Raw genomic sequence first — 18861 nt, 5'->3', positions numbered from 1 at the left:
GCTGGCTTTGTCCCTCCTCCTCCCTTCAAGTCTAACCATACAATCTGGCTTTCCGGCGATTGGGCCAGACCTGCAAAAAAGTGGATTGCGCCTGACGCAACATAAAACTACCGAGAAGTCAGTTTTCGTCAGCATTCCACCTTCTTAGACTTGCTCCAGTCGCAAATTTGTTGCTGGAGATGTCGTTGCATGAGTTCCCTGTCCGCCCTGTCTGCCGCACCTGCCGCACCTGCCGCCGCCCCCGCGCCGGCTGCGCCTGCGCAGACGGCGTTCGGCCTGCAGGTAGTGGTCGGTCTGTTCGGTGTATTGCTGGCCGTGTTGTGTGCGGGCCTCAACGAGTCGGTGACCAAGATTTCCCTGGCCGACATCCGCGGCGCCATGGGCATCGGGGCCGACGAAGGTGCCTGGCTGCTGGCGGTGTACAGCGCCGCTTCGGTCTCGGCCATGGCCTTTGCGCCGTGGCTGGCCACCACCTTCTCGCTGCGGCGCTTCACCCTGAGCGCCATTGGCCTGTTCGCCGTGCTCGGCTTGCTGCAGCCGTTCGCCCCCAACCTGCACAGCCTGATGCTGTTGCGCGTGCTGCAGGGCTTTGCCGCCGGCGCCTTGCCACCGATGCTGATGAGCGTGGCCCTGCGTTTCCTACCGCCGGGCATCAAAGTGTACGGCCTGGCCTGTTACGCCCTGACCGCCACGTTCGGCCCCAACCTCGGTACCCCGCTGGCCGGGTTGTGGACTGAATACGTGGGCTGGCAATGGGCATTCTGGCAGATCATTCTGCCGTCGGCACTGGCCATGTGTTGTGTGGGCTGGGGCCTGCCGCAGGACCCGCTGCGCCTGGAGCGTTTCAGGCAGTTCGACTGGCGTGGCGTGGTGCTTGGCCTGCCGGCCATCAGCAGTATCGTCCTGGGCTTGTCGCTGGGGGACCGCTGGGGCTGGTTCGACTCGCCGCTGATCTGCTGGCTGCTCGGGGGTGGGCTGCTGTTGCTGGTGCTGTTCATGTTCAACGAATGGTCCGAGCCGCTGCCGTTCTTCCAGTTGCGCATGCTGTCGCGGCGCAACCTGAGTTTCGCCTTGGTGACCTTGGCCGGCGTGCTGGTCGTGCTGTCGGGTGTCGGCAGCATTCCGTCGGCCTACCTGGCGCAGATCCAGGGCTACCGGCCGGCGCAGACCAGCCCGCTGATGATGCTGGTGGCGATGCTGCAGTTGATCGCCCTGCCATTGACCGCAGCGCTGTGCAACATCCGCGCGGTGGACTGCCGCTGGGTGCTGGGCATCGGCCTGGCGATGCTGGCGGTGTCCTGTGTTGGCAGCAGCCTGCTGACCAGCGAATGGATCCGTGGCGACTTCTACCCGTTCTACCTGCTGCAGGTGTTCGGCCAGCCGATGGCGGTGCTGCCGTTGCTGATGCTGTCCACCAACGGCATGACCCCGCAGGAAGGCCCGTTCGCCTCCAGCTGGTTCAACACCGTCAAGGGCCTGGCCGCGGTGATCGCCGGTGGCCTGCTGGATGCGCTTGGCACCCTGCGCCGGCACTTCCATTCCAACCACCTGGTGGACAGCCTGGGCAACGCTCCGCTGGTCGACGATAACGCCGCTGGCCTGGCCAGGCGCATCCACGATCAGGCGCTGGTGCTGACCTCGGCCGACCTTTACCTGGTTATGGCCTGCATCGCCGTGGCCCTGATCTGCCTGATTCCTTTCGTGCCCACTCGGGTCTACCCGCCGCGCGCGGTGGCCTGAACCCTGGATGAATTCGAGAACCGCTGATATGACCAACAACCGCAAAACCCTGTTCATCGGCTCGGTGCTCGCCGTGGCTGTCCTGGCTGGCATCGTCGGCCCCTGGCTGTTCGGCAGCGACCACCGCCAGAGCACCAATGACGCCTATGTGATCGCCGACTACACGGTGGTCGCGCCCAAGGTAGCCGGCTTTATCAAAGAGGTGCTGGTGGAGGACAACCAGCAGGTCACGGCTGGCCAGCTATTGGCGACCATCGATGCCCGTGACTACCAGGCCGCGCTGGATGCGGCGCAGGCGCAATTGCTGGTGGCCAAGGCGCAAAGCGCCGATGCCCGCGCCACCCTCGAACGCCAGGCCGCGCTGATTGCCCAGGCCGAAGCTGCGGTGAAAGCGGCCCAGGCCGAAGCGGCGTTCGCCGACCATGAGGTCAACCGCTACAGCCGCCTGGCCGAGCAGGGCGCCGGTACCGTGCAGAATGCCCAGCAGGCACGCAGCAGGGTCGACCAGGCCCGCGCGCGGCTGGCCAATTCCCAAGCAGCGCTGGTGGCGGCGCGCAAGCAAGTGGACATCCTTACCGCCCAGGTAGCCAGTGCCGATGGCCAGCTCAAACGCGCCGAAGCGGGCCTTGAAAAAGCCCAGCTTGACCTGTCCTACACACGCATCACCGCGCCGGTGGACGGCATGGTCGGCGAGCGCGCGCTGCGGGTCGGCGCCTACGTCAACCCGGGCGCTCGCCTGCTGTCGGTGGTGCCGTTGCAGCAGGCCTATGTGGTCGGCAACTTCCAGGAGACCCAGCTGACCCACGTGCAGCCGGGCCAGCCGGTGAGCATCAGCGTCGACACCTTCTCCGGCGAGAAGCTGCAAGGCCATGTGGAGAGTATCGCCCCGGCCACCGGCGTGACCTTCGCCGCCGTGAAGCCGGACAACGCCACCGGCAACTTCACCAAGGTGGTGCAGCGCATTCCGGTGAAGATCGTTTTCGATGATGGCCAGCCGCTGCTCGCCCGCTTGCGCGTGGGCATGTCGGTGGAAGCGACCATCGATACCCGTGGCGACAAGCTGAACGGCAAAGAGGTCAGCGCACGATGAAAGCGGCATTACGCGTGAGCCCATTACTGCTGGCCGTCCTGATGGCTGGCTGCAGCATGGGCCCGGACTTCCTGCGCCCCGACAGCCAGGCACCGCAACAATGGGCGCCGCTGCAAGGTGAGGCGGCGGCCAGCCAGCCGCAGGCCGAACCGCTGGAGCTGCGCTGGTGGGAAAGTTTCCACGATGCCCAGCTCAGCGCATTGATCCAGCGCGTTGCCGAGCGCAACCTCGACTTGCAGATGGCCAGTGCCCGGCTGGTACAAAGCCGGGCCTTGCGCAGCACCGTGGCCGCCGATGAAATGCCGGCGGTGGATGTTGCTGCCGGCTACAGCCGTGCCCGCAACAGCGCCGAAGGCCTGAGCGACCCGTCTGGCAAGGCGGGCAAGCAAGCCTTCAACCTCTGGCAGGGCGACTTGGTAGCGGGTTGGGAGCTGGACCTGTGGGGCCGCGTGCGGCGCCAGGTCGAGGCGGCCGATGCCACGGTCGAAGTGGCGGAGAACGACCGCCGCGGGGTGCTGTTGGCATTACTGTCGGAAACTGCCGGCAACTACATCCAGTTGCGTGCGGTGCAGCACACCATCGATGTCACTCGCGACAACCTCAAGGTCGCCCAGCACAGCCTGAAGCTTTCGGAAAGCCGCCAGGCCGAAGGCGTCGCTACCCGCCTCGACGTAGCCCAGGCCAGTGCCCAGGTGGCGTCCATCGAGTCGCGTCTGCCCAGCCTCGAAGCCCGGCGCGATGAACTGATCAACGCCCTCAGCCTGCTCGCCGCCGACCCCCCGCGCAGCCTGCAGGCCCAGTTGCTACAGGGCGGCGAACTGCCTGCGCCGCGGCAGAAGTTCGCCATCGGCTTGCCGTCCGAGCTGGCCGAGCGCCGGCCGGACATCCGCCAGGCCGAGGCTCGCCTGCACGCTGCCACCGCCAGCATCGGCGTGGCCAAGGCCGACTTCTACCCGAGCATCCGGCTGTCTGGCAGTGTCGGCTTCCAGGCCATGCAGTTGTCCGATTTCGGTGCCTGGGACGCGCGCCGGTTTGCCTTTGGGCCACAGCTTTCATTGCCGATCTTCGAGGGCGGCCGACTCAAGGGCACCCTGGAATTGCGCGAGGCGCAGCAGCAGGAAGCGGCGCTTAATTATCGCAAGGTGGTGCTGGGGGCCTGGCATGAGATTGACGATGTGCTACGCCTGTACAACGCCAGTCAGTTGCGCCGTGATCACCTGGCCGAGGCCGTGCGGCAGAACCGCATCGCCTTGGAAACCGCCCAGCGCCAGTACGTGCAAGGGGCGGTGGATTTTCTCAACGTGCTGACGGTGCAGAGTGCCTTGCTGGCCAGCGAGGAACAGTGGATCGACAGCTCGGCGGCGGTGTCGCAGGCGCTGGTGGCGCTGTACAAGGCCTTGGGGGGTGGCTGGCAGGCGTTTGATCAGCAACCGGTGAAGAAAGCTTGAAGGCGGGGCCGCTTTGCGGCCCATCGCCGGCAAGCCAGCTCCCACAAGTACAGCGCAGGTCTCAGGTACAGCGCAATACCTGTAGGAGCGGGCTTGCCCGCGAAGGGCTGCAAAGCAGCCCCGGCGATTTCCCAGACAGATGAGGAGGCAAAGATGCACATTTCCCTGAACGGCAAACGCGCGATCGTCAGCGGTTCCACCGCCGGCATTGGTCTGGCCATCGCCATAGGTCTGGCCGAAGCCGGCGCCGAAGTGGTCCTCAACGGCCGCACCCAATCCCGCGTCGACGAAGCGCTTAACGCCGTGCGCGAACGCTTGCCACAAGCGCGCATCATCGGCATCGCTGCCGACCTCGGCACCCAGGAAGGTGCGCAAAAGCTGTTCGACCAGGTGCCGCATACCGACATCCTGGTCAACAACCTGGGCATCTTCGAGCCCAAGCCGTTCTTCGAGATCGAAGACGAAGACTGGCAGCGCTTCTTCGACGTCAACGTGCTTAGCGCGGTGCGCCTGTCGCGCCACTATGCCCGAGGCATGGCCGAGCGCAAATGGGGGCGGGTGGTGTTCCTGTCCAGTGAGTCGGCGCTGCAGATCCCGACCGAGATGGTTCACTACGGCATGACCAAGACCGCGATGTTGGCGGTGTCACGAGGGCTGGCCGAGACCCTGGCGGGCACCGGGGTAACGGTGAATGCCGTGCTGCCTGGGCCGACGCGCTCTGAAGGCGTGGGTGACTTCTTCGCCAAGCTGGCTGAGGAGCAGGGGGTGACGACTGCTGAACTGGAAACCAGCTTCCTGGCCGAGCACCGGCCCAGTTCGCTGATCAAGCGGCTGGCGACAGTGGAAGAGGTGGCCAACATGGTGGTGTATCTGGCATCGCTGCAGGCCAGTGCTACCACCGGGGCGGCGTTGCGGGTGGACGGCGGGGTGCTGCGGTCCATTGCCTGATTGTCTACTGCCTGTACCGGCCTCTTCGCGGGCGTGCCCGCTCCCACAGGAGTAGTGTGATTCCGAAGCGGGTGCCATACCTGTGGGAGCGGGCAAGCCCGCGAAGAGGCCAGCACAGGCAAGCAAAGAATCAAAGCGGTCGCAGCAGGCCAAAGCGCTTGCGCAACGCCCAATCCAGCAAACGCCGCGGCAGCAACCGAGCCATCAACGGCAACGCCGTACTGCCATTGCCCAAGCGCACCACAGCCGGTACCGGTGACCTGCTCACTGCCGCCAGCACGCCCTTGGCAAACACCGCCGCCGAAGTCGGCTTGTCCTGCGAAGCCCGCGCCCGCGCCTGCACCTGTTCACGCAACGGCCACCACGCCGAATCCGCCCCCACTACCTGCTCGGCCTGGCGCTGGGCGTTGCTGGCGAACTGCGAGGCAATCGCCCCGGGTTGCACTTCCATCACCTGCACGCCAAACGGTGCCAGCTCAAGGCGCAGGGCATCGCTCAGGGCATGCACGGCGGCCTTAGAGGCGCAGTAGGCGCCGGCGAACGGGGTGACCAGTACGCCGGATACGCTGCCGATATTCACCACCAGGCCCCGTGAGCGGCGCAGCAGCGGGAACAGCGCGCGAGTGACGCCTACCACGGCGAAGACATTGGTTTCGAACTGCTGGCGCAGCGCATCCACGCCGCCATCGAGCAACGGGCCCATGGCGCCGTAGCCGGCGTTGTTGATCAGGATATCGAGGCTGTCCAGTTCCTCGGCCATGCGGGCAAGGGCATCGCTGTCGTTCACGTCCAGTTGCCGGGCGGTGTAGCCGGCGGCACTCAGTTGTTCGACATCTTCAGGCTTGCGGGCGGTGGCCCAGACGTGGTGGCCAGCATCGCGGAAGGCGTCGGCCAGGGCGCGGCCGATGCCGCTGGAACAACCGGTGATCAGGACGGTGGGCATGGTGGGGGCCTTTGATCAAGGTGAGAGGTGTGTCGCCAGTACAGGCAATGAATCAATTGGCAAATGTACCTTGCAGGTGCTCAGCCCGAAACTCCAGGGTTTGTGGTCGGTAACCGGAACGCAGGGGCGGCAAGGGCAAGCAGTCTATCCACTCGGCCCCCGGCTGCAGTTCGCCAGGGCCACGGTAGCGCGGCGCGTTGTAGGTATTTTCGGCGAGGTTCACGGTATCGCCCGGTGCATAGGCGGCTACGCGCCAACGCAGTTCGGTGAGCGGTACCGGGTTGCCGTTGTTCATGTGCACCTGCAGGGTTCGGTCGGCGGGGCACTGGTCTGGGGCGTAGCGCAGGCGCAGGTCCAGGCGGGCCAGTTGCGAGGCTTCGCGGGTGTCCTGCCAGGCAACGAACAGGGCCACCAGGCCCAGGCCGCACACGGCGGCCAGGGAAATGGGCAGGGCCTTGGCCGGGTAGCGCAACAGCAGCACCAGCCAGGTGAGGATAAGGACGGCACCGATGATCATGATGTGCGGATTCCGTTCGAGTCTCGGCACATCTTGGAGTGGCAAGCTGCAAGCTGCAAGCTACAAGCTACAAGCTACAAGCTACAAGCTACTAGAAAAAGCAGGGCGGTGGAGAACCCACAATTTTAGATTCGACGCCGCCCCGCTGTTTCTTGTAGCTTGCCGCTTGCCGCTTGCCGCTTTACTGCGCGATGGTCTTCACCGAAACCCCACGCTCGACCGGCGTAGAGGTGCGCCCATACACATCTTCGAAGCGCTCGATATCATCTTCGCCCAGGTAACTCCCGGACTGCACCTCAATGATCTCCAGCGGGATCTTGCCCGGGTTGCGCAGGCGGTGCACCGACGCAATCGGGATGTAGGTCGACTGGTTCTCGGTCAGCAGGAACACGTTTTCGTCGCAGGTCACCTCGGCAGTGCCGGACACCACGATCCAGTGTTCGGCGCGGTGGTGGTGCATCTGCAGCGACAGGCTGGCGCCTGGCTTGACGGTGATGTGCTTGACCTGGAAGCGGCCGCCCATGTCCACCGAGTCGTAAGAACCCCATGGGCGATACACTTCCAGGTGGTTCTGGGTTTCGCTACGGCCCTGTTCGTCCAGTGTCTTGACCATCTGCTTCACGCCCTGAACCTTGTCCTTGTGGGCGATCATCATGGCGTCCTTGGTCTCGACCACCACGATGTTCTCAAGGCCGATCACCGACACCAGCTTGCCGTTACCGTGGATCATGCAGTTGCGGCTGTCCTGCACCACCACATCGCCCTTGGTGACGTTGCCATTGTCGTCCTTCTCATGCACCTCCCACAACGACGACCAGCAGCCCACGTCACTCCAGCCGGCCGACATCGGCACGACACAGGCGCGCTGGGTTTTTTCCATCACCGCGTAGTCGAGGGAGTCGTCCGGGCAGCAGGCGAAAGTGGCGGGGTCGATGCTCAGCACATCGCCGTCTTCCTGGCTACGCTCCAAGGCCAGTACACAGGTGTCGTAGATATCGCCATCGTGCTTTTTCAGCTCCTCAAGGAAGCGGCTGGCGCGGAACAGGAACATGCCGCTGTTCCAGAAGTAACCACCGGCCTGGACGAACTCGGTGGCGCGCTTCTCGTCGGGCTTCTCGACGAACTGCGCGACCCGCGCCACGCCCTCGGGCAGCAATGCATCCTGGCTGGAGCGGATGTAGCCGTAGCCGGTTTCCGGCTTGGTCGCCGGTACCCCGAACAACACCATCTCGCCGCGCTCTGCCGCGACGGTGGCCAGGGCCAGGGCACGTTGCAGGGCCTTCTGGTCCTCGATCACATGGTCGGCAGGCAGCACCAGCATCAGTTCGTCGCGGCCTTCGTTGACCAGTTTCATCGCGGCCATGGCCACCGCGGGCGCCGTATTGCGGCCAAACGGCTCCATCAGGATGCCTTGGGTTTCCAGCTTCAGGGCAGCCAGCTGCTCCTGCACGATGAACTTGTGGTCCTTGTTGCAGACCACGATCGGCGTGTCCATGCCCTCGAACGCCAGGCGCGAGAGGGTTTGCTGGAACAGCGTATGTTCACCGGTCAGGGCCAGGAACTGCTTGGGGAACTGCTTGCGCGACAAAGGCCACAGACGCGAACCGCTACCACCAGAAAGAATTACCGGGATCATCATGTTTCTCCAATAGTCGTTGAGAGGCAGGGGAATCAGTTGCTAGCCACGGGGCGAGTTACCCACACCGGCGACAAGGCGTTGCCGGAACCCGTTACGTACAGCACTGCGGCTTCGCCGCGCTCAAGGGCGACTGGCTTCACGTCACCCACTTTCTTGTCACCTTGGTACAGCGCCAGGTTCACCTTGACCGGGTTGATCTCGCGCTCGCCACGGCCGTTGGCGGCCACCTGCTTGACCACTTCGGTCTTGCCGTCGGCGGTTTTCAGGGTCAGCTGCTGGTCGCTCAGGTTCTGCACGCGCACCAGGGCTTTCTGCTTGTTCTTGAACGGCGGCTCTTCGATCAGCTTCGGGTTGCCGCTGCTGCTGTTGACCAGTGTGTAGTACTTGTCCGAGGCCAGCTTGACCGGCACGCTCTTGCCGCCGACCTGGGCGGTGTAGTCACCGCCAGGCAGGAAGCTGAAATCGCTGCTGGCCTGGGCGCCAACCTGCTTGATCTGGGTGTTGCCCACACTGGCGGCAGCCGGTGCACTGGTGGCGTTGTACAGCCGCACGAACGTGGAGCCTTTCGGCGCGCTGGGGCCATACAGGGCGGCGTCGGCGCCGGCGAAGGCCTGCATGGAGGCAAGGGACAGGCCGGCCGCCAGGGTGAGGGCTTTGGCAATGGAAGTCTTGGTAGTCATGTGCGTGTTCCTCTCTTCAGTCAGTGGTTCGTCCGGGTGGACGACAAGGCCAGGTTTTCTTCGGATTTACGGGCGTTCTTCAGCTGCGCGACCCAGTGCGGGTCGAAGCTGCTGAGGTCGTTCTTCATTGGCAGATATCGTTCTGGGAATTCCCACACCACCACTTGTGGCGCGGCGTTCTTGAAGGCATCGCTTTGCAGGTACTTGAGCATGGGCACCAACGGGCCGTGGCCGTCCTCGGCGTAATTGGCCACGTCGCTGCGCAGCGCCTGCTGCAGGGCGCCAAGGAAGTTCCAGTGCGGGTTGGCGCTGTAGCTGGTGCCAACCAGTGCCACCGGTATGCGGCTGTCGGCGAACAGCGCGTCAGCACCGTCACCCTCGGCCTCGGCGGCCCGGGTGGTACGTTGTTGCAGGCTGTCCGGGGCGGGCAGCAGGTTGCTGAACAAAGGGTCCAGTGGCAGGAAGTTGGTCAGGTCGCCTTTGTACGGGGCTGTGCTGCCTGCTTCGGTTATGAAGGCCTGCGGGGCGCCGTCGAGCAGGTTCTGCCGGCGCACGGCGTCAGCCAGCGCCTGCGCCGCCACTTCGGCACCCATCGGCGTCCAGTGGGTGTCGGTACGCAGAAACACCTGGCCGCGGGCCTTGGCCTGCGCCAGTGGGCCCATCAGCTCGGGCGCAAATACGTTGGCCTGGCGTGCCTGGGCGTGAAACTGGTTGTACAGGTCGTCATGCAAGCTGGCCGGTTGTTGCTTGCCGATGTATTCGGCATACACCCGCGCCTTGGCCGGGACGATCGCCAGCACCAGGTGCACGCCGTGCTGCTGCAGGGTGTCGCGTACACCGCGGATCAGCGCCAGGTTCTCTTGCATCAGGTGTTCGGCACCGGCGGTGGGCTTGAACTCTTCGTCACTGAACAACCACTGGTCGCGGCCCAGCACCACGCCAGGGCGGCCTTCGTGGAACAGCTTGAAGTCCATCGCCGCCCACAGGTTGGTGCCCAGGCGCTTGATCGGGAACTGGTCGTCGTAATGGGTTTCGGCTGCCTTGGCCAGTTTGCCGTTGAGCAGGGTCATCTGTTCGGTGCGCTGGAAACTTTCCAGCCCACCGGTGGACCAGACGCCCATGCCCACCAACAGGCCGATGAAGGACAGCGAATAGGTAATGCGTAACGTTCGGGTCATGTCAGCCACCTCAGAACTGGAAGTAGAGGAACGGCGAGTAGCTCTGCGCCGAAAGCTTGAGGATCGAGGCCACGAACAGCAGCAACACCAGCGCGCGGGTCATGACCCGGGTCCAGTCCAGGCCCAGCGAACCGTCGCTGTTGACCTGCACCGGGGTGGCCTTGGGCGTGGGTTTGGCGTTGCGGTAGAAGTCGCGCAGGCCGAAGAACGCCAGGGTGAGGTAGGCGATCACCAGGGTGGCGACCTGCAGGCCGGTGAGCTGGGCACGGTTGAGTTCCGACAGTTGCCAGTCGCCGAAGCTGAACATGGCGCCATACATGCGTGCGGCGACGTGCAGGTTTTCGGCGCGGAAGATCACCCAGCCGACCACCACCAGCAGGAAGGTGAAGGCCCATTTCACCGGGTTGAAACGCTGCGGGTTGGTGTCGATGCCCAGCGCCCGCTCGATCGCCAGCCACATGCCGTGCCAGGCGCCCCAGATGATGTAGGTGAAGTTGGCGCCATGCCACAGGCCGCCCAGCAGCATGGTCAGGAACAGGTTGCGGTAAGTGTTGAAGGTGCCTTTGCGGTTACCGCCCAGGGTGATGTACAGGTAGTCGCGCAGCCAGGTCGACAGACTGATGTGCCAGCGCCGCCAGAACTCGGTGATGGACTGGCTGATGTATGGCTGCTTGAAGTTTTCCATGAAGCGGAAGCCCATCATCAGCCCCAGGCCGATGGCCATGTCGCTGTAGCCGCTGAAGTCGAAGTACAACTGCGCGGTGTAGGCCAGGGCGCCGAGCCAGGCATCCCCGGTGGTCGGGTTCTGCAGGGCGAAGCAGTGGTCGGCGACCACTGCCAGGGTGTCGGCGATGAACACCTTCTTGATGAAACCCTGCATGAAGCGGGTGCAGCCTTCGGAGAACTTGTCCAGGGTATGGGTGCGGTTGTTGAACTGGTCGACCAGGTCCTTGAAACGCAGCACGGGGCCGGCGATCAGGTGCGGGAAGATGGCCACGAATGCGGCGAAGTCGATCAGGTTGCGCGTGGCCGGGGTGTCGCCGCGGTACACGTCGATGATGTAGCTGATCGACTCGAAGATGTAGAACGAGATACCGATCGGCAGCAGCACGTGGGTGAGGATGAAGGGCTCCAGGCCAAACGAGGTGATGATCGCATTCAGGCTGTCGACACCGAAGTTGGCGTACTTGAAGTAGCCGAGAATGGCCAGGTCGACACCGACCCCCAGCAGCAGCCAGCGCTGTGCCGGCTTGGTGCGCACGCCGGCGGCACCCACTTTCAGGCCGATCCAGTAGTTCCACAGGGTGACCCCGGCGAACAGCGCCAGGAAGTCCACCCGCCACCAGGCATAGAAGATGTAGCTGGCGACCAGCAGCAGCAGGTTGCGATAACGTTGCCCGCTCAAGTAATACAGGCCGAGGAATATCGGCAAGAACAGGAACAGGAACACGTTGGACGAGAAGACCATCCCGGTTCTCCTTATTGTTCACAGCATCCGGGGCACAGCGCCCCCCAAACCCCCCAGCAAAAAGCTGGAGGGCAACTTAGATCCCTGTGGGAGCGGGCAGGCCCGCCCCCACAGGTACCGACCCCACAATGGGAGTCAGTTCACTTCTTGCTTGCTGCGCTCGGGTCATAGACCCGGGTCACATCGCCGCCCAGCCGGAAGCTGTTGAACGGCTGCATCCCGTGCTTGCGCTCCAGCGTGTCGCCGACGCAGTGGTACAGCGCGCACCAAGGCTCGAGCCAGGCGTACTTGTTGTCGACCTTGAGGTCTTTCATGTCCTGCTTCTCACCGGCTCGTTCGGCGAAGTGACGGGGGTCGCGGGCGCCGTAGAGCACACCTTCGCCCAAGCGCTGCAGGGCAAAGTTGTTTTCGCTGCGCAGGTCCACGCCATTGGCCTGGGCGAAGCTGGCAATCATCGCCAGCGGCGGCAGGGCGTAGTTGTGATAGGCCAGGGCACGTTGCTTGCGCTTGACCTCGTTGGGCAGGAAACCTTGCTCGTCGACCTGGTTGGCACCCACCTTGAATTCCTTCACCGCCCAGTCGAACAGGTCGCGGCGGTCGGTGGCCACGGCGGTGGCCATCACCGACCAGGCGGCCCAGTAGCTGTGGTTGTTGATCTTCTCCAGCGGCAGGTTGCTCCAGTCCTGCACGGTCTGCTCGGCCAGGCGGTCCAGCCATTTCTCGATCAGCTCGGCTTCGGCCTGGTGCGCGGCCAGCGGCTGGGCAGTGGAGAACTTCAGGCGCAGCCACGAGCCGCTCATGCTGCCCAGGGCCCATTTGCGCATCGACTTGCCGGTGTGGTTGTAGTCGGTGGACAGCAGCGCATTGGCCCGCGCCCAGGTCCCCAGCCAAGCCAAGGTGCAGTCGAGTTGCGCCGGGCGGCCATCACGCATGTATTGGCCGACCATCTTGCTCACGCCCTTTTCCAGCGTGGTGATGTCTTCGGTCGACTTGCGAAAGGCCTTTTCCGAGGCGACATTGAGCGTGGCACGGGCCTTGTCGGAGCCTTCGTACTTACTGCGGAATTGCAGCGGACCGGTGTAGGGTTTTGGTGCCGGCTCGCAGCGGAAATTGCCGTCGCCCGTTTTGGGTTTCTCGATGCCCTCGTAATAGCCTTGGGGTGGCACCAGCGCAGCATGCGCGGCGCTGCCGAACAGCGCCATGGCGAGCAGGGCAGGGCGAAAGATTTGCTTGAATACGGTCATGGTCGCCTCACTGGCCGGCTTGCGCGGTTTGCGCAGGCACGGCGAAGTTGTTGCGTTTGCAGAGTTTGGCTTCGACTTTTTGGGTGCCGCTTTCCGGGCCTTGCACCTCGAACGCCAGCAGGCTCTGGTCGGCCCAGTCCTCGTCCTCACGCATCTGGAAGACAAAGCGGCCGTCGGTGTCGGAGGTTTCCGGTTTTTCCAGCTTGATGTCTTCGTGGCGGCCGTTGAGGTACCACAGGGTGGCTTGCAGCACCTTCACCGATGGGTCGTCGAACCTGACATCCATCTGCAGGTTGCGGTTGATCAGCTGTTTCACCACGCCGCCCTTGCCGTTGACCATCAGCTCGTTGTTGCCGGGCTTGAGCGTGGTGCTGGCGCTCATCAGCGCCGGGCGGTCATTGCAGCCATCGTCGAGCAGGCCAAGGATTTGCCGCCAGATGGTTTCCTGGTCCAGGCGGTATAGCGGCGAGAACTCCCAGATCAGGATCTTGGGCGGGTTCTTGCGGAATTCCTCGCTGCCCAGGTACTGGATCATCGAGCCTTCCAGGCCACCGCCGGGGAAGGCGACGTTGAGCACATCGGCGCCGATGTACTGCTCGAGGAAACCGGAGAAGTTGTAGTTCTTGCCGCTGTGGCTGGTGCCGACCAAGGTGATCTGTGCGTTGCCGCTGTCGCCGAACAGGTCGTCGCCGCCGCCGCTGGAGCCTTTCGGCTCGGTGGCGAACTGGTCCATGTACTGGATCGCATAGCTGGTGCCACACAGTTGGCCGGCTACGTTGTGCAGGGTGCCCGTTTTGCCCATGCGGCCAGATTTCTTGGTTTCGAATTCCTTGCGCGGGATGCCCTCGAAAGCCGGCATCTTGTGCACGGTGTCGGCGACGATCCTGGCGGCGCGCTGGGCACCGTACGGTGTCCAGTGCTGGTCACCGCGAAAGTAGAAGTCCTTGCCCTGGTCGGCGGCGGCCAGTTGCTCGTTGGTCAGCGGCGACAGGTCGGGCACGTTGTAGCCCATGCTGGCGAAGCGCTTGAGCATGGCCTGGTAGTTGCCCAGTGCCTTCTGGTAGTTGAACGCAGCTTTCTCGGCCGGGTTGAGCATGTTGCGGTTCACCAGGCCACGGGTGGGCTGGTACACCATCACCAGCTCCACGCCACGCTTCTTGAACGCGTCGTGCACTTGTTGCAGGCGCTTGTAGCCGGCCGGCGTGGTGCTGAACTCGGTGCGCAAGTCTTCGCGTGTGCGGAACAGCCAGTCGCCCTTGGCTTGCACCAGGGTGGTGAAGTTCTGCTGGTAGCGGGTGGTGTAGCGGCTGGCATCGTGCGCTTCGGGGCACAGCTGGCAGCAGGGTTCGGCCGTGAAGGTCGGGGCCTTGACTTCATCGGCGCGCACGCCTTGGCTGATTGCCAGAAGGGCAGCGGACAGGCCCAGCAGTTTCATCAGGTGTGGAGTCATGGTCTGGGCTTCCTTAATCGATCATTTCGGTCTGGCGCTCGACCGGGTCGATCAGCACAGCCTTCTGCTGGCGGACCAGCAGGTCGAGGATTTCGTCCTGGCGCTCGCCCAGCACGCCGTTGAGGCTGATGCCGCTGGCCTTGCGCGGGGCGAGCATGGATACCTTGTACAGCTCGACCGACAGCGGCGAGTCGATCGACAGCGGGCCTGAGCCGTTGGCCGCCAGTTCGCCGCCCACCACGATCAGCGACACCTTGGTGTCGAACGGGTCGAGGGCGATGTCGCGGTCGGTGTCGGACAAGTCCTTGATGTGGCCGTACACGCCGACCAGGCCGTTGGCCATGGCCACGTTCTCGTACAGGCGGATGTTCACGCTGTTACGTACGCGTATGCCGTGGCGGCGGTTGTTGATCAGCTTGTTGCCCCAGATCAGGTTGTCGCCGCTTTCGTACAGGGTGATGCCGTCGGTGTGGTTGCGGTAGATCTCGTTGTAGGCCACCAGGTTGTTGACGCTGTTACGGTCAATCACCACGCCGGAGAGCTTGTTGTCGTAGCTCTTGTTGTTGATGATCCAGCTGTCGTTGACCTCACGCGAAATGATGATGCCGTGCTTCTTCTTGGTGCCGTAGACCGTGTTGCCGGCGATGATCAGGCGGTGCGAGCGGTCGTGCGGGTCGATGCCATAGACGATGTTGTCGTTGTAGGTATTGTCCTTGACCACGAAGTCCTGGGTTTCGTAGCAGTAGAAGCCGTACCACATGTCGCTGAACTGCGAACCGATGATCCAGCCGGTGGGTTCCGGGCGGCCCATGCGCTTGGCCATGTTCGGGGTGTACTGCGAAATGCTCACGCCGTACGACTTGGACTTGGCATAGCCGAAACTGGCCATCCTGGTATTGACGATATAGGTCTCGGTACCGCCCCACGACAGCAGGAACGGGCGGAACTCCTTGGGCGAGCGGAAGGTCGCCGGGCCGTTGTCTTTTTCCCGCCAGCCAGTCACCTGGGTGTCGGTGACGAACAGCTTGCCGTCGTTGACCAGGAACGCGCCGCCCTCCTGGGACAGGCGCAATTGCTTGACCTTGCCATCGATCTCGAGGATGCCCTTGCGGCCGACCACGATCGGCAGGCGCGCCAGGTACACGCCCGGCTCGACTTCGCGCAGGTACTGTCGCGGCACCTGCTTGCTCAGCTCGACGAGGTCGACATGGCCGTCATCGATGAAGATCGCCTGCGGAATACCGTGCTGGCGCTGGACCCACTCGGCCGCCTTGTTGTCGCCGCCGACAAATTCCTTGAGGGTGTCCTCCTGGAACATGCGGCGCAGGCTGACCTTGCCCTTGTGGCTGCGGTCGATCTTCTTCTGCACGGCCTGGGCAGTGTAGCCGCTCAGGTCGGGCAGCTTGGGCGGGGCCAGGTGCAGGGGCTCGATCGGCGCGCTGGCCACGGTGTAGGTCTTGGCCTGCTGCAGCTCCTTGGCAATGACCTTGGGCTCTGCGGCGACGGCCAGGCCCGAGGCCAGCAACAAGGCGCTGGCCAACAGGCTGTGACGTAGGTGCGGGTGAAGGTTCATCAGGTTTCTCCCGGCCTCAGAAGCGCCAGATCACGTCGACGAAGGCGCGGTGCATGTACGAGTCCGCTTCCTTGCCATAGGCGTCGCCCGGCTTGAATACACCCGCGCGCAGGCGCACCAGGGCAGACGGCTCGTCGATGGCCTGGCTCATGGACGCGGGCAGCAGGCCTTGCTTGAAGTACTTGGTCACGACCACGTCCATCTCCTGGCCAAGGTCTTTTTCACCGTCGACCAGTTGGCGGTTCACACCGTTGTCGTCGACCACGGCGTTGATGCCGCTGGAGCCGATGTTCTGGTTGCCATCGACGCGCCAGAACTTGTGGTAGATCAGGCTGGCGTCATAGTCATCGCGCAGTTGCCACGATGCGAACAGCGTGGCCGCCTGCAGGTTGCCCAGCTCGCCGCGGAAGGCCTCACCGAAGCGGTGTACCCGCGAGCGGGTGCCGGTGAAGTTGGAGCGGTTGCTTTCCAGCCCGGTCTGCTCGAAGTTGTTCGAACCATCGTCACCGCCGCCGCCGCTGCCGCGGGCGTAGGCTGCACCCACCTGCCATTGCGGGTCGAGGCGCAGGCGGATACCCAGGTCGGTGGCCCAGGCATTGACGTTGCCGCTCTGCTTGCCGGTGGCCACCTGATCGTCACCCACCTGTTGGGTGGTGAGCTTGTCGCGGTCGCCGGTCAGCCAGGTGACGCTGCCCCAATAGTTGACGGTGTGGTCATTGCGCCAGTTGTAGGCGTCGCTGTTGGCCTCGAGGCCCAGCCAGGTGAGGTCGCCGGTGCGGGTCTTGTCCAGTGCATCGACGGTTTCCCCGGGTTGGTTCAGGCTGCCGCTGTCATGGGTGTGGTGGGCGCGCAGGCCAACCCAGTGGCCGGGCGTCCATTGCGTGGCGATGTTGCCGTAGACGTGCGTACGGTCCTTGTCCTCGGGCGCCAGCTCGGTGAGGTCGGTGCGGTATTCGCTGAAGCGCTGGGCCACGCCCAGGTCGGCCTTGAGCAAGGTGGTGTCGAAGGTCCAGTTCAGCGCCTCGATGTTGGTGTCGCGCCACATGCCGTCATCGCTGCGCAGGCGCTGGCGACCCAGGCGCAGTTGCTCGCCAGGGTAGGCGGTGAGGCCGCTGTAGCCGACCCAGAATTCGCGCATGGCCAGGTAGCTTTTGTCTGGCTTGCGGCTGTCGTCACCGGTGTCGGTGGTGGTGCCGTCGTCGTTCTGGCGCAGGGTGTCGGTTTCGATGGTGTCGGTGGCTGCGACCGCCTGGCCCATGGCGTAGGCGCTCCAGTTGCCGCGCTCGCCGTACACCCATGGGCGCAGGTCCAGGCCCAGGCCGTTGACGTCGCCGCCGGGGCGGGTACCCAGGTCACGGTCGTCTTCGGATTGGCCGGTGATTTTCACGTCCAGGCCGAAATTTTTCTCAGCGGTCATTTCCGCCAGGGTCGGGCAGGACCACAGCAGGGCGAAGCTCAGGCCGATGCCGGCTTTCACGAAGGGATTGAGCGTCATAGCGAGTCCTCACCGTCTACTTCTGGTTCGTCGTCTTGCAGGGCTTCGGTGGCCAGGGTGCTGTTGGCGCCTTGGCTCATGCTGCCGCGGGCCTGCTTTTCCTGAGCCAGCAGTTGCTCGGCCTGGTGGCGCTGGTCCGGGGTCAGCTGCGGCTCGAGCCGTTGCAGCATTTCTGCCGCCTGCGGCGTGGGGTTGGCTTGTGCCAGCTGGGCGAACACCCAGGCATTGCCTGGTTGCGGGCGAATGCCATGGCCTTCGCTGAACAACTGGGCCAAGGCATAGTCGGCGCTGATCTGCCCACCGCGGGCGGCGGCCAGCAGGTTGTCGACAGCCTTTTGCGGCTCGACGTTGCCCAGGTAACCACGGCGGTACAGCTGGCCCAGGTAGTAATGGGCGCTGGTTTCGCCAGCGTCGGCGGCCGCCTGCAGGTGGCGTTCGGCTTTCTTGGCGTCGGCCGGTACGGTCTTGCCTTCGTAGTACAGGCGGCCCAGCAGCAGTTCGGCACGTGGCTGCTCGGCTTCGCGACCCTTGTCGATGTAGGCCAGCAACTGGTCGGTGTCGCCCATTTCGGGGAACTCGTACAGCAATTGCGCCAGGCTGACCCACGACGCCGGGTTGGCCGGTGCCACCTGTTCGAGCAAGTCCTTGGCAGTTTTTTCATCGGTCTGGCCAAGGCTGCGATCGGCCAGCACCCGGGCCACGCTGTCGACCCGGCTGGCTGGCACGGCACCACGGGCGTAGGCCGCCTGCAGCTGGCCGAGCAGGGCGGCCTGCTGGTCGGTCTGGCCGCGCTTCTGGTACACGGTGGCCAGTTCGACGTAGCACATGTCGGTGGCGCTCAGGGCGGCCTTGCAGATTTTCTCCACGTCGTCCAGGTGCTGGTCGTAGCTGCCCTGGGTGCGATACAGCAGCACCTGGGCCAGGCCCGCTTCCGGGTTGCCGGTGGCGCGCCACTGGTCGATCTGCTGCTGCGCGTTGACCTTGGGGAAGCTTTGCGGGTAGCTCAGGTACAGCATCGCCAGCGGGATCAGGGTGTTGCCTTCACCCTGGCGGGCGGCGAGTTTCAGCAGCGTTTCGGCTTCTTCACGCTCGGCCTGGGTGCTGTCGGGCTTGGCCACCAGCAGGCGGCCAAGGCGGGCCTGGGCGCGCGACGAGGACGCAGCGGCAGCGCGGTAGGTGGCCTCGGCCTCCTTGATTTGCGCCGGGTCGCGGCTGGCCACCTTGATGTCGGCCAGGCCCACTTGCGCATCGCTGTAGCCCAGGTCGGCCAGGGCCTTGTAGTTGCGTTCGGCCAATGCCGTGTCACCGCGCTTCAGGGCTTCGTTGGCCAGGCGCTGGTCGGGCAGGCCGGCGCAGCCGGCCAAGGTGATGGCCATGGCCAGGCCACACAGACCCAGGTTCACACGGAACCTGTGGGGGCAGGTGTTGGTATCAGCGATCATCGTCCG

The 18861-nt window shown here is 64.3% G+C and carries 15 protein-coding genes; 4 read left to right on the top strand and 11 right to left on the bottom strand.

Annotated features, from left to right (window positions below):
* Positions 1 to 198: 198 nt before the first annotated feature.
* The 4 genes from B3361_RS03985 (at position 199) to B3361_RS03970 (ending at position 5226) form a co-directional block, all read left to right on the top strand.
* The gene (locus tag B3361_RS03985; RefSeq protein WP_082414707.1) at positions 199 to 1740 is read left to right on the top strand and encodes an MFS transporter; all 1542 of its coding nucleotides are present in this window, start codon (positions 199 to 201) and stop codon (positions 1738 to 1740) included.
* A gap of 28 nt (positions 1741 to 1768) precedes the next feature.
* Positions 1769 to 2830 (top strand): HlyD family secretion protein, encoded by a 1062-nt coding sequence (locus tag B3361_RS03980; protein ID WP_009685812.1) that lies wholly within the window; start codon positions 1769 to 1771, stop codon positions 2828 to 2830.
* Positions 2827 to 4278, top strand: coding sequence for an efflux transporter outer membrane subunit (locus B3361_RS03975; protein ID WP_054905673.1), 1452 nt, complete (start codon positions 2827 to 2829; stop codon positions 4276 to 4278). Before B3361_RS03980 ends, B3361_RS03975 begins: the two co-directional genes overlap by 4 nt.
* 153 nt (positions 4279 to 4431) lie before the next feature.
* Positions 4432 to 5226: an SDR family NAD(P)-dependent oxidoreductase gene (locus B3361_RS03970; protein ID WP_054905672.1), complete on the top strand. Its 795-nt coding sequence runs from the start codon at positions 4432 to 4434 to the stop codon at positions 5224 to 5226.
* 130 nt (positions 5227 to 5356) lie between these two features.
* Here B3361_RS03970 and B3361_RS03965 read toward each other — a convergent pair whose 3' ends face one another.
* The 11 genes from B3361_RS03965 to algK all read right to left on the bottom strand — a co-directional run bounded on the left by B3361_RS03965 (position 5357) and on the right by algK (position 18855).
* On the bottom strand, positions 5357 to 6169 hold the full coding sequence (locus B3361_RS03965; RefSeq protein ID WP_054905671.1) for an SDR family oxidoreductase: 813 nt from the start codon (positions 6167 to 6169) through the stop codon (positions 5357 to 5359).
* 52 nt (positions 6170 to 6221) lie between these two features.
* Positions 6222 to 6686 (bottom strand): hypothetical protein, encoded by a 465-nt coding sequence (locus B3361_RS03960; protein WP_054905670.1) that lies wholly within the window; start codon positions 6684 to 6686, stop codon positions 6222 to 6224.
* Between the two features lie 181 nt (positions 6687 to 6867).
* Entirely contained in the window at positions 6868 to 8322 is a 1455-nt protein-coding gene (locus tag B3361_RS03955; protein ID WP_054905669.1) for a mannose-1-phosphate guanylyltransferase/mannose-6-phosphate isomerase, read from the bottom strand.
* A 35-nt stretch (positions 8323 to 8357) separates the two neighbouring features.
* Positions 8358 to 9005, bottom strand: coding sequence for an alginate O-acetyltransferase AlgF (locus B3361_RS03950; RefSeq protein ID WP_029887405.1), 648 nt, complete (start codon positions 9003 to 9005; stop codon positions 8358 to 8360).
* Between the two features lie 20 nt (positions 9006 to 9025).
* The gene (locus tag B3361_RS03945; RefSeq protein ID WP_054905668.1) at positions 9026 to 10183 is read right to left on the bottom strand and encodes an alginate O-acetyltransferase; all 1158 of its coding nucleotides are present in this window, start codon (positions 10181 to 10183) and stop codon (positions 9026 to 9028) included.
* A gap of 10 nt (positions 10184 to 10193) precedes the next feature.
* Positions 10194 to 11651 carry an MBOAT family O-acyltransferase gene (locus B3361_RS03940; RefSeq protein ID WP_009684468.1) on the bottom strand — a complete coding sequence of 486 codons (1458 nt, stop codon included), beginning with the start codon at positions 11649 to 11651 and terminating at the stop codon, positions 10194 to 10196.
* Between the two features lie 140 nt (positions 11652 to 11791).
* Entirely contained in the window at positions 11792 to 12895 is a 1104-nt protein-coding gene (locus B3361_RS03935; protein ID WP_054905667.1) for a mannuronate-specific alginate lyase, read from the bottom strand.
* 7 nt (positions 12896 to 12902) lie between these two features.
* Positions 12903 to 14345 carry an alginate O-acetyltransferase gene (locus tag B3361_RS03930; RefSeq protein WP_047149990.1) on the bottom strand — a complete coding sequence of 481 codons (1443 nt, stop codon included), beginning with the start codon at positions 14343 to 14345 and terminating at the stop codon, positions 12903 to 12905.
* A 13-nt stretch (positions 14346 to 14358) separates the two neighbouring features.
* A complete protein-coding gene (algG, locus tag B3361_RS03925) occupies positions 14359 to 15918 on the bottom strand; it encodes a mannuronan 5-epimerase AlgG (RefSeq protein WP_054905665.1) in 1560 nt (519 codons plus the stop codon).
* A 16-nt stretch (positions 15919 to 15934) separates the two neighbouring features.
* Positions 15935 to 17413, bottom strand: a complete 1479-nt coding sequence (locus tag B3361_RS03920; RefSeq protein WP_054905664.1) for an alginate export family protein — start codon at positions 17411 to 17413, stop codon at positions 15935 to 15937.
* On the bottom strand, positions 17410 to 18855 hold the full coding sequence (gene algK, locus B3361_RS03915) for an alginate biosynthesis TPR repeat lipoprotein AlgK (protein WP_286920114.1): 1446 nt from the start codon (positions 18853 to 18855) through the stop codon (positions 17410 to 17412). Before algK ends, B3361_RS03920 begins: the two co-directional genes overlap by 4 nt.
* Positions 18856 to 18861: the final 6 nt, after the last annotated feature.

This window comes from Pseudomonas sp. UBA6699 (assembly GCF_002454615.1).
Lineage (GTDB): Bacteria > Pseudomonadota > Gammaproteobacteria > Pseudomonadales > Pseudomonadaceae > Aquipseudomonas > Aquipseudomonas juntendi.
This window is presented reverse-complemented; position numbering and strand designations above follow the sequence as displayed.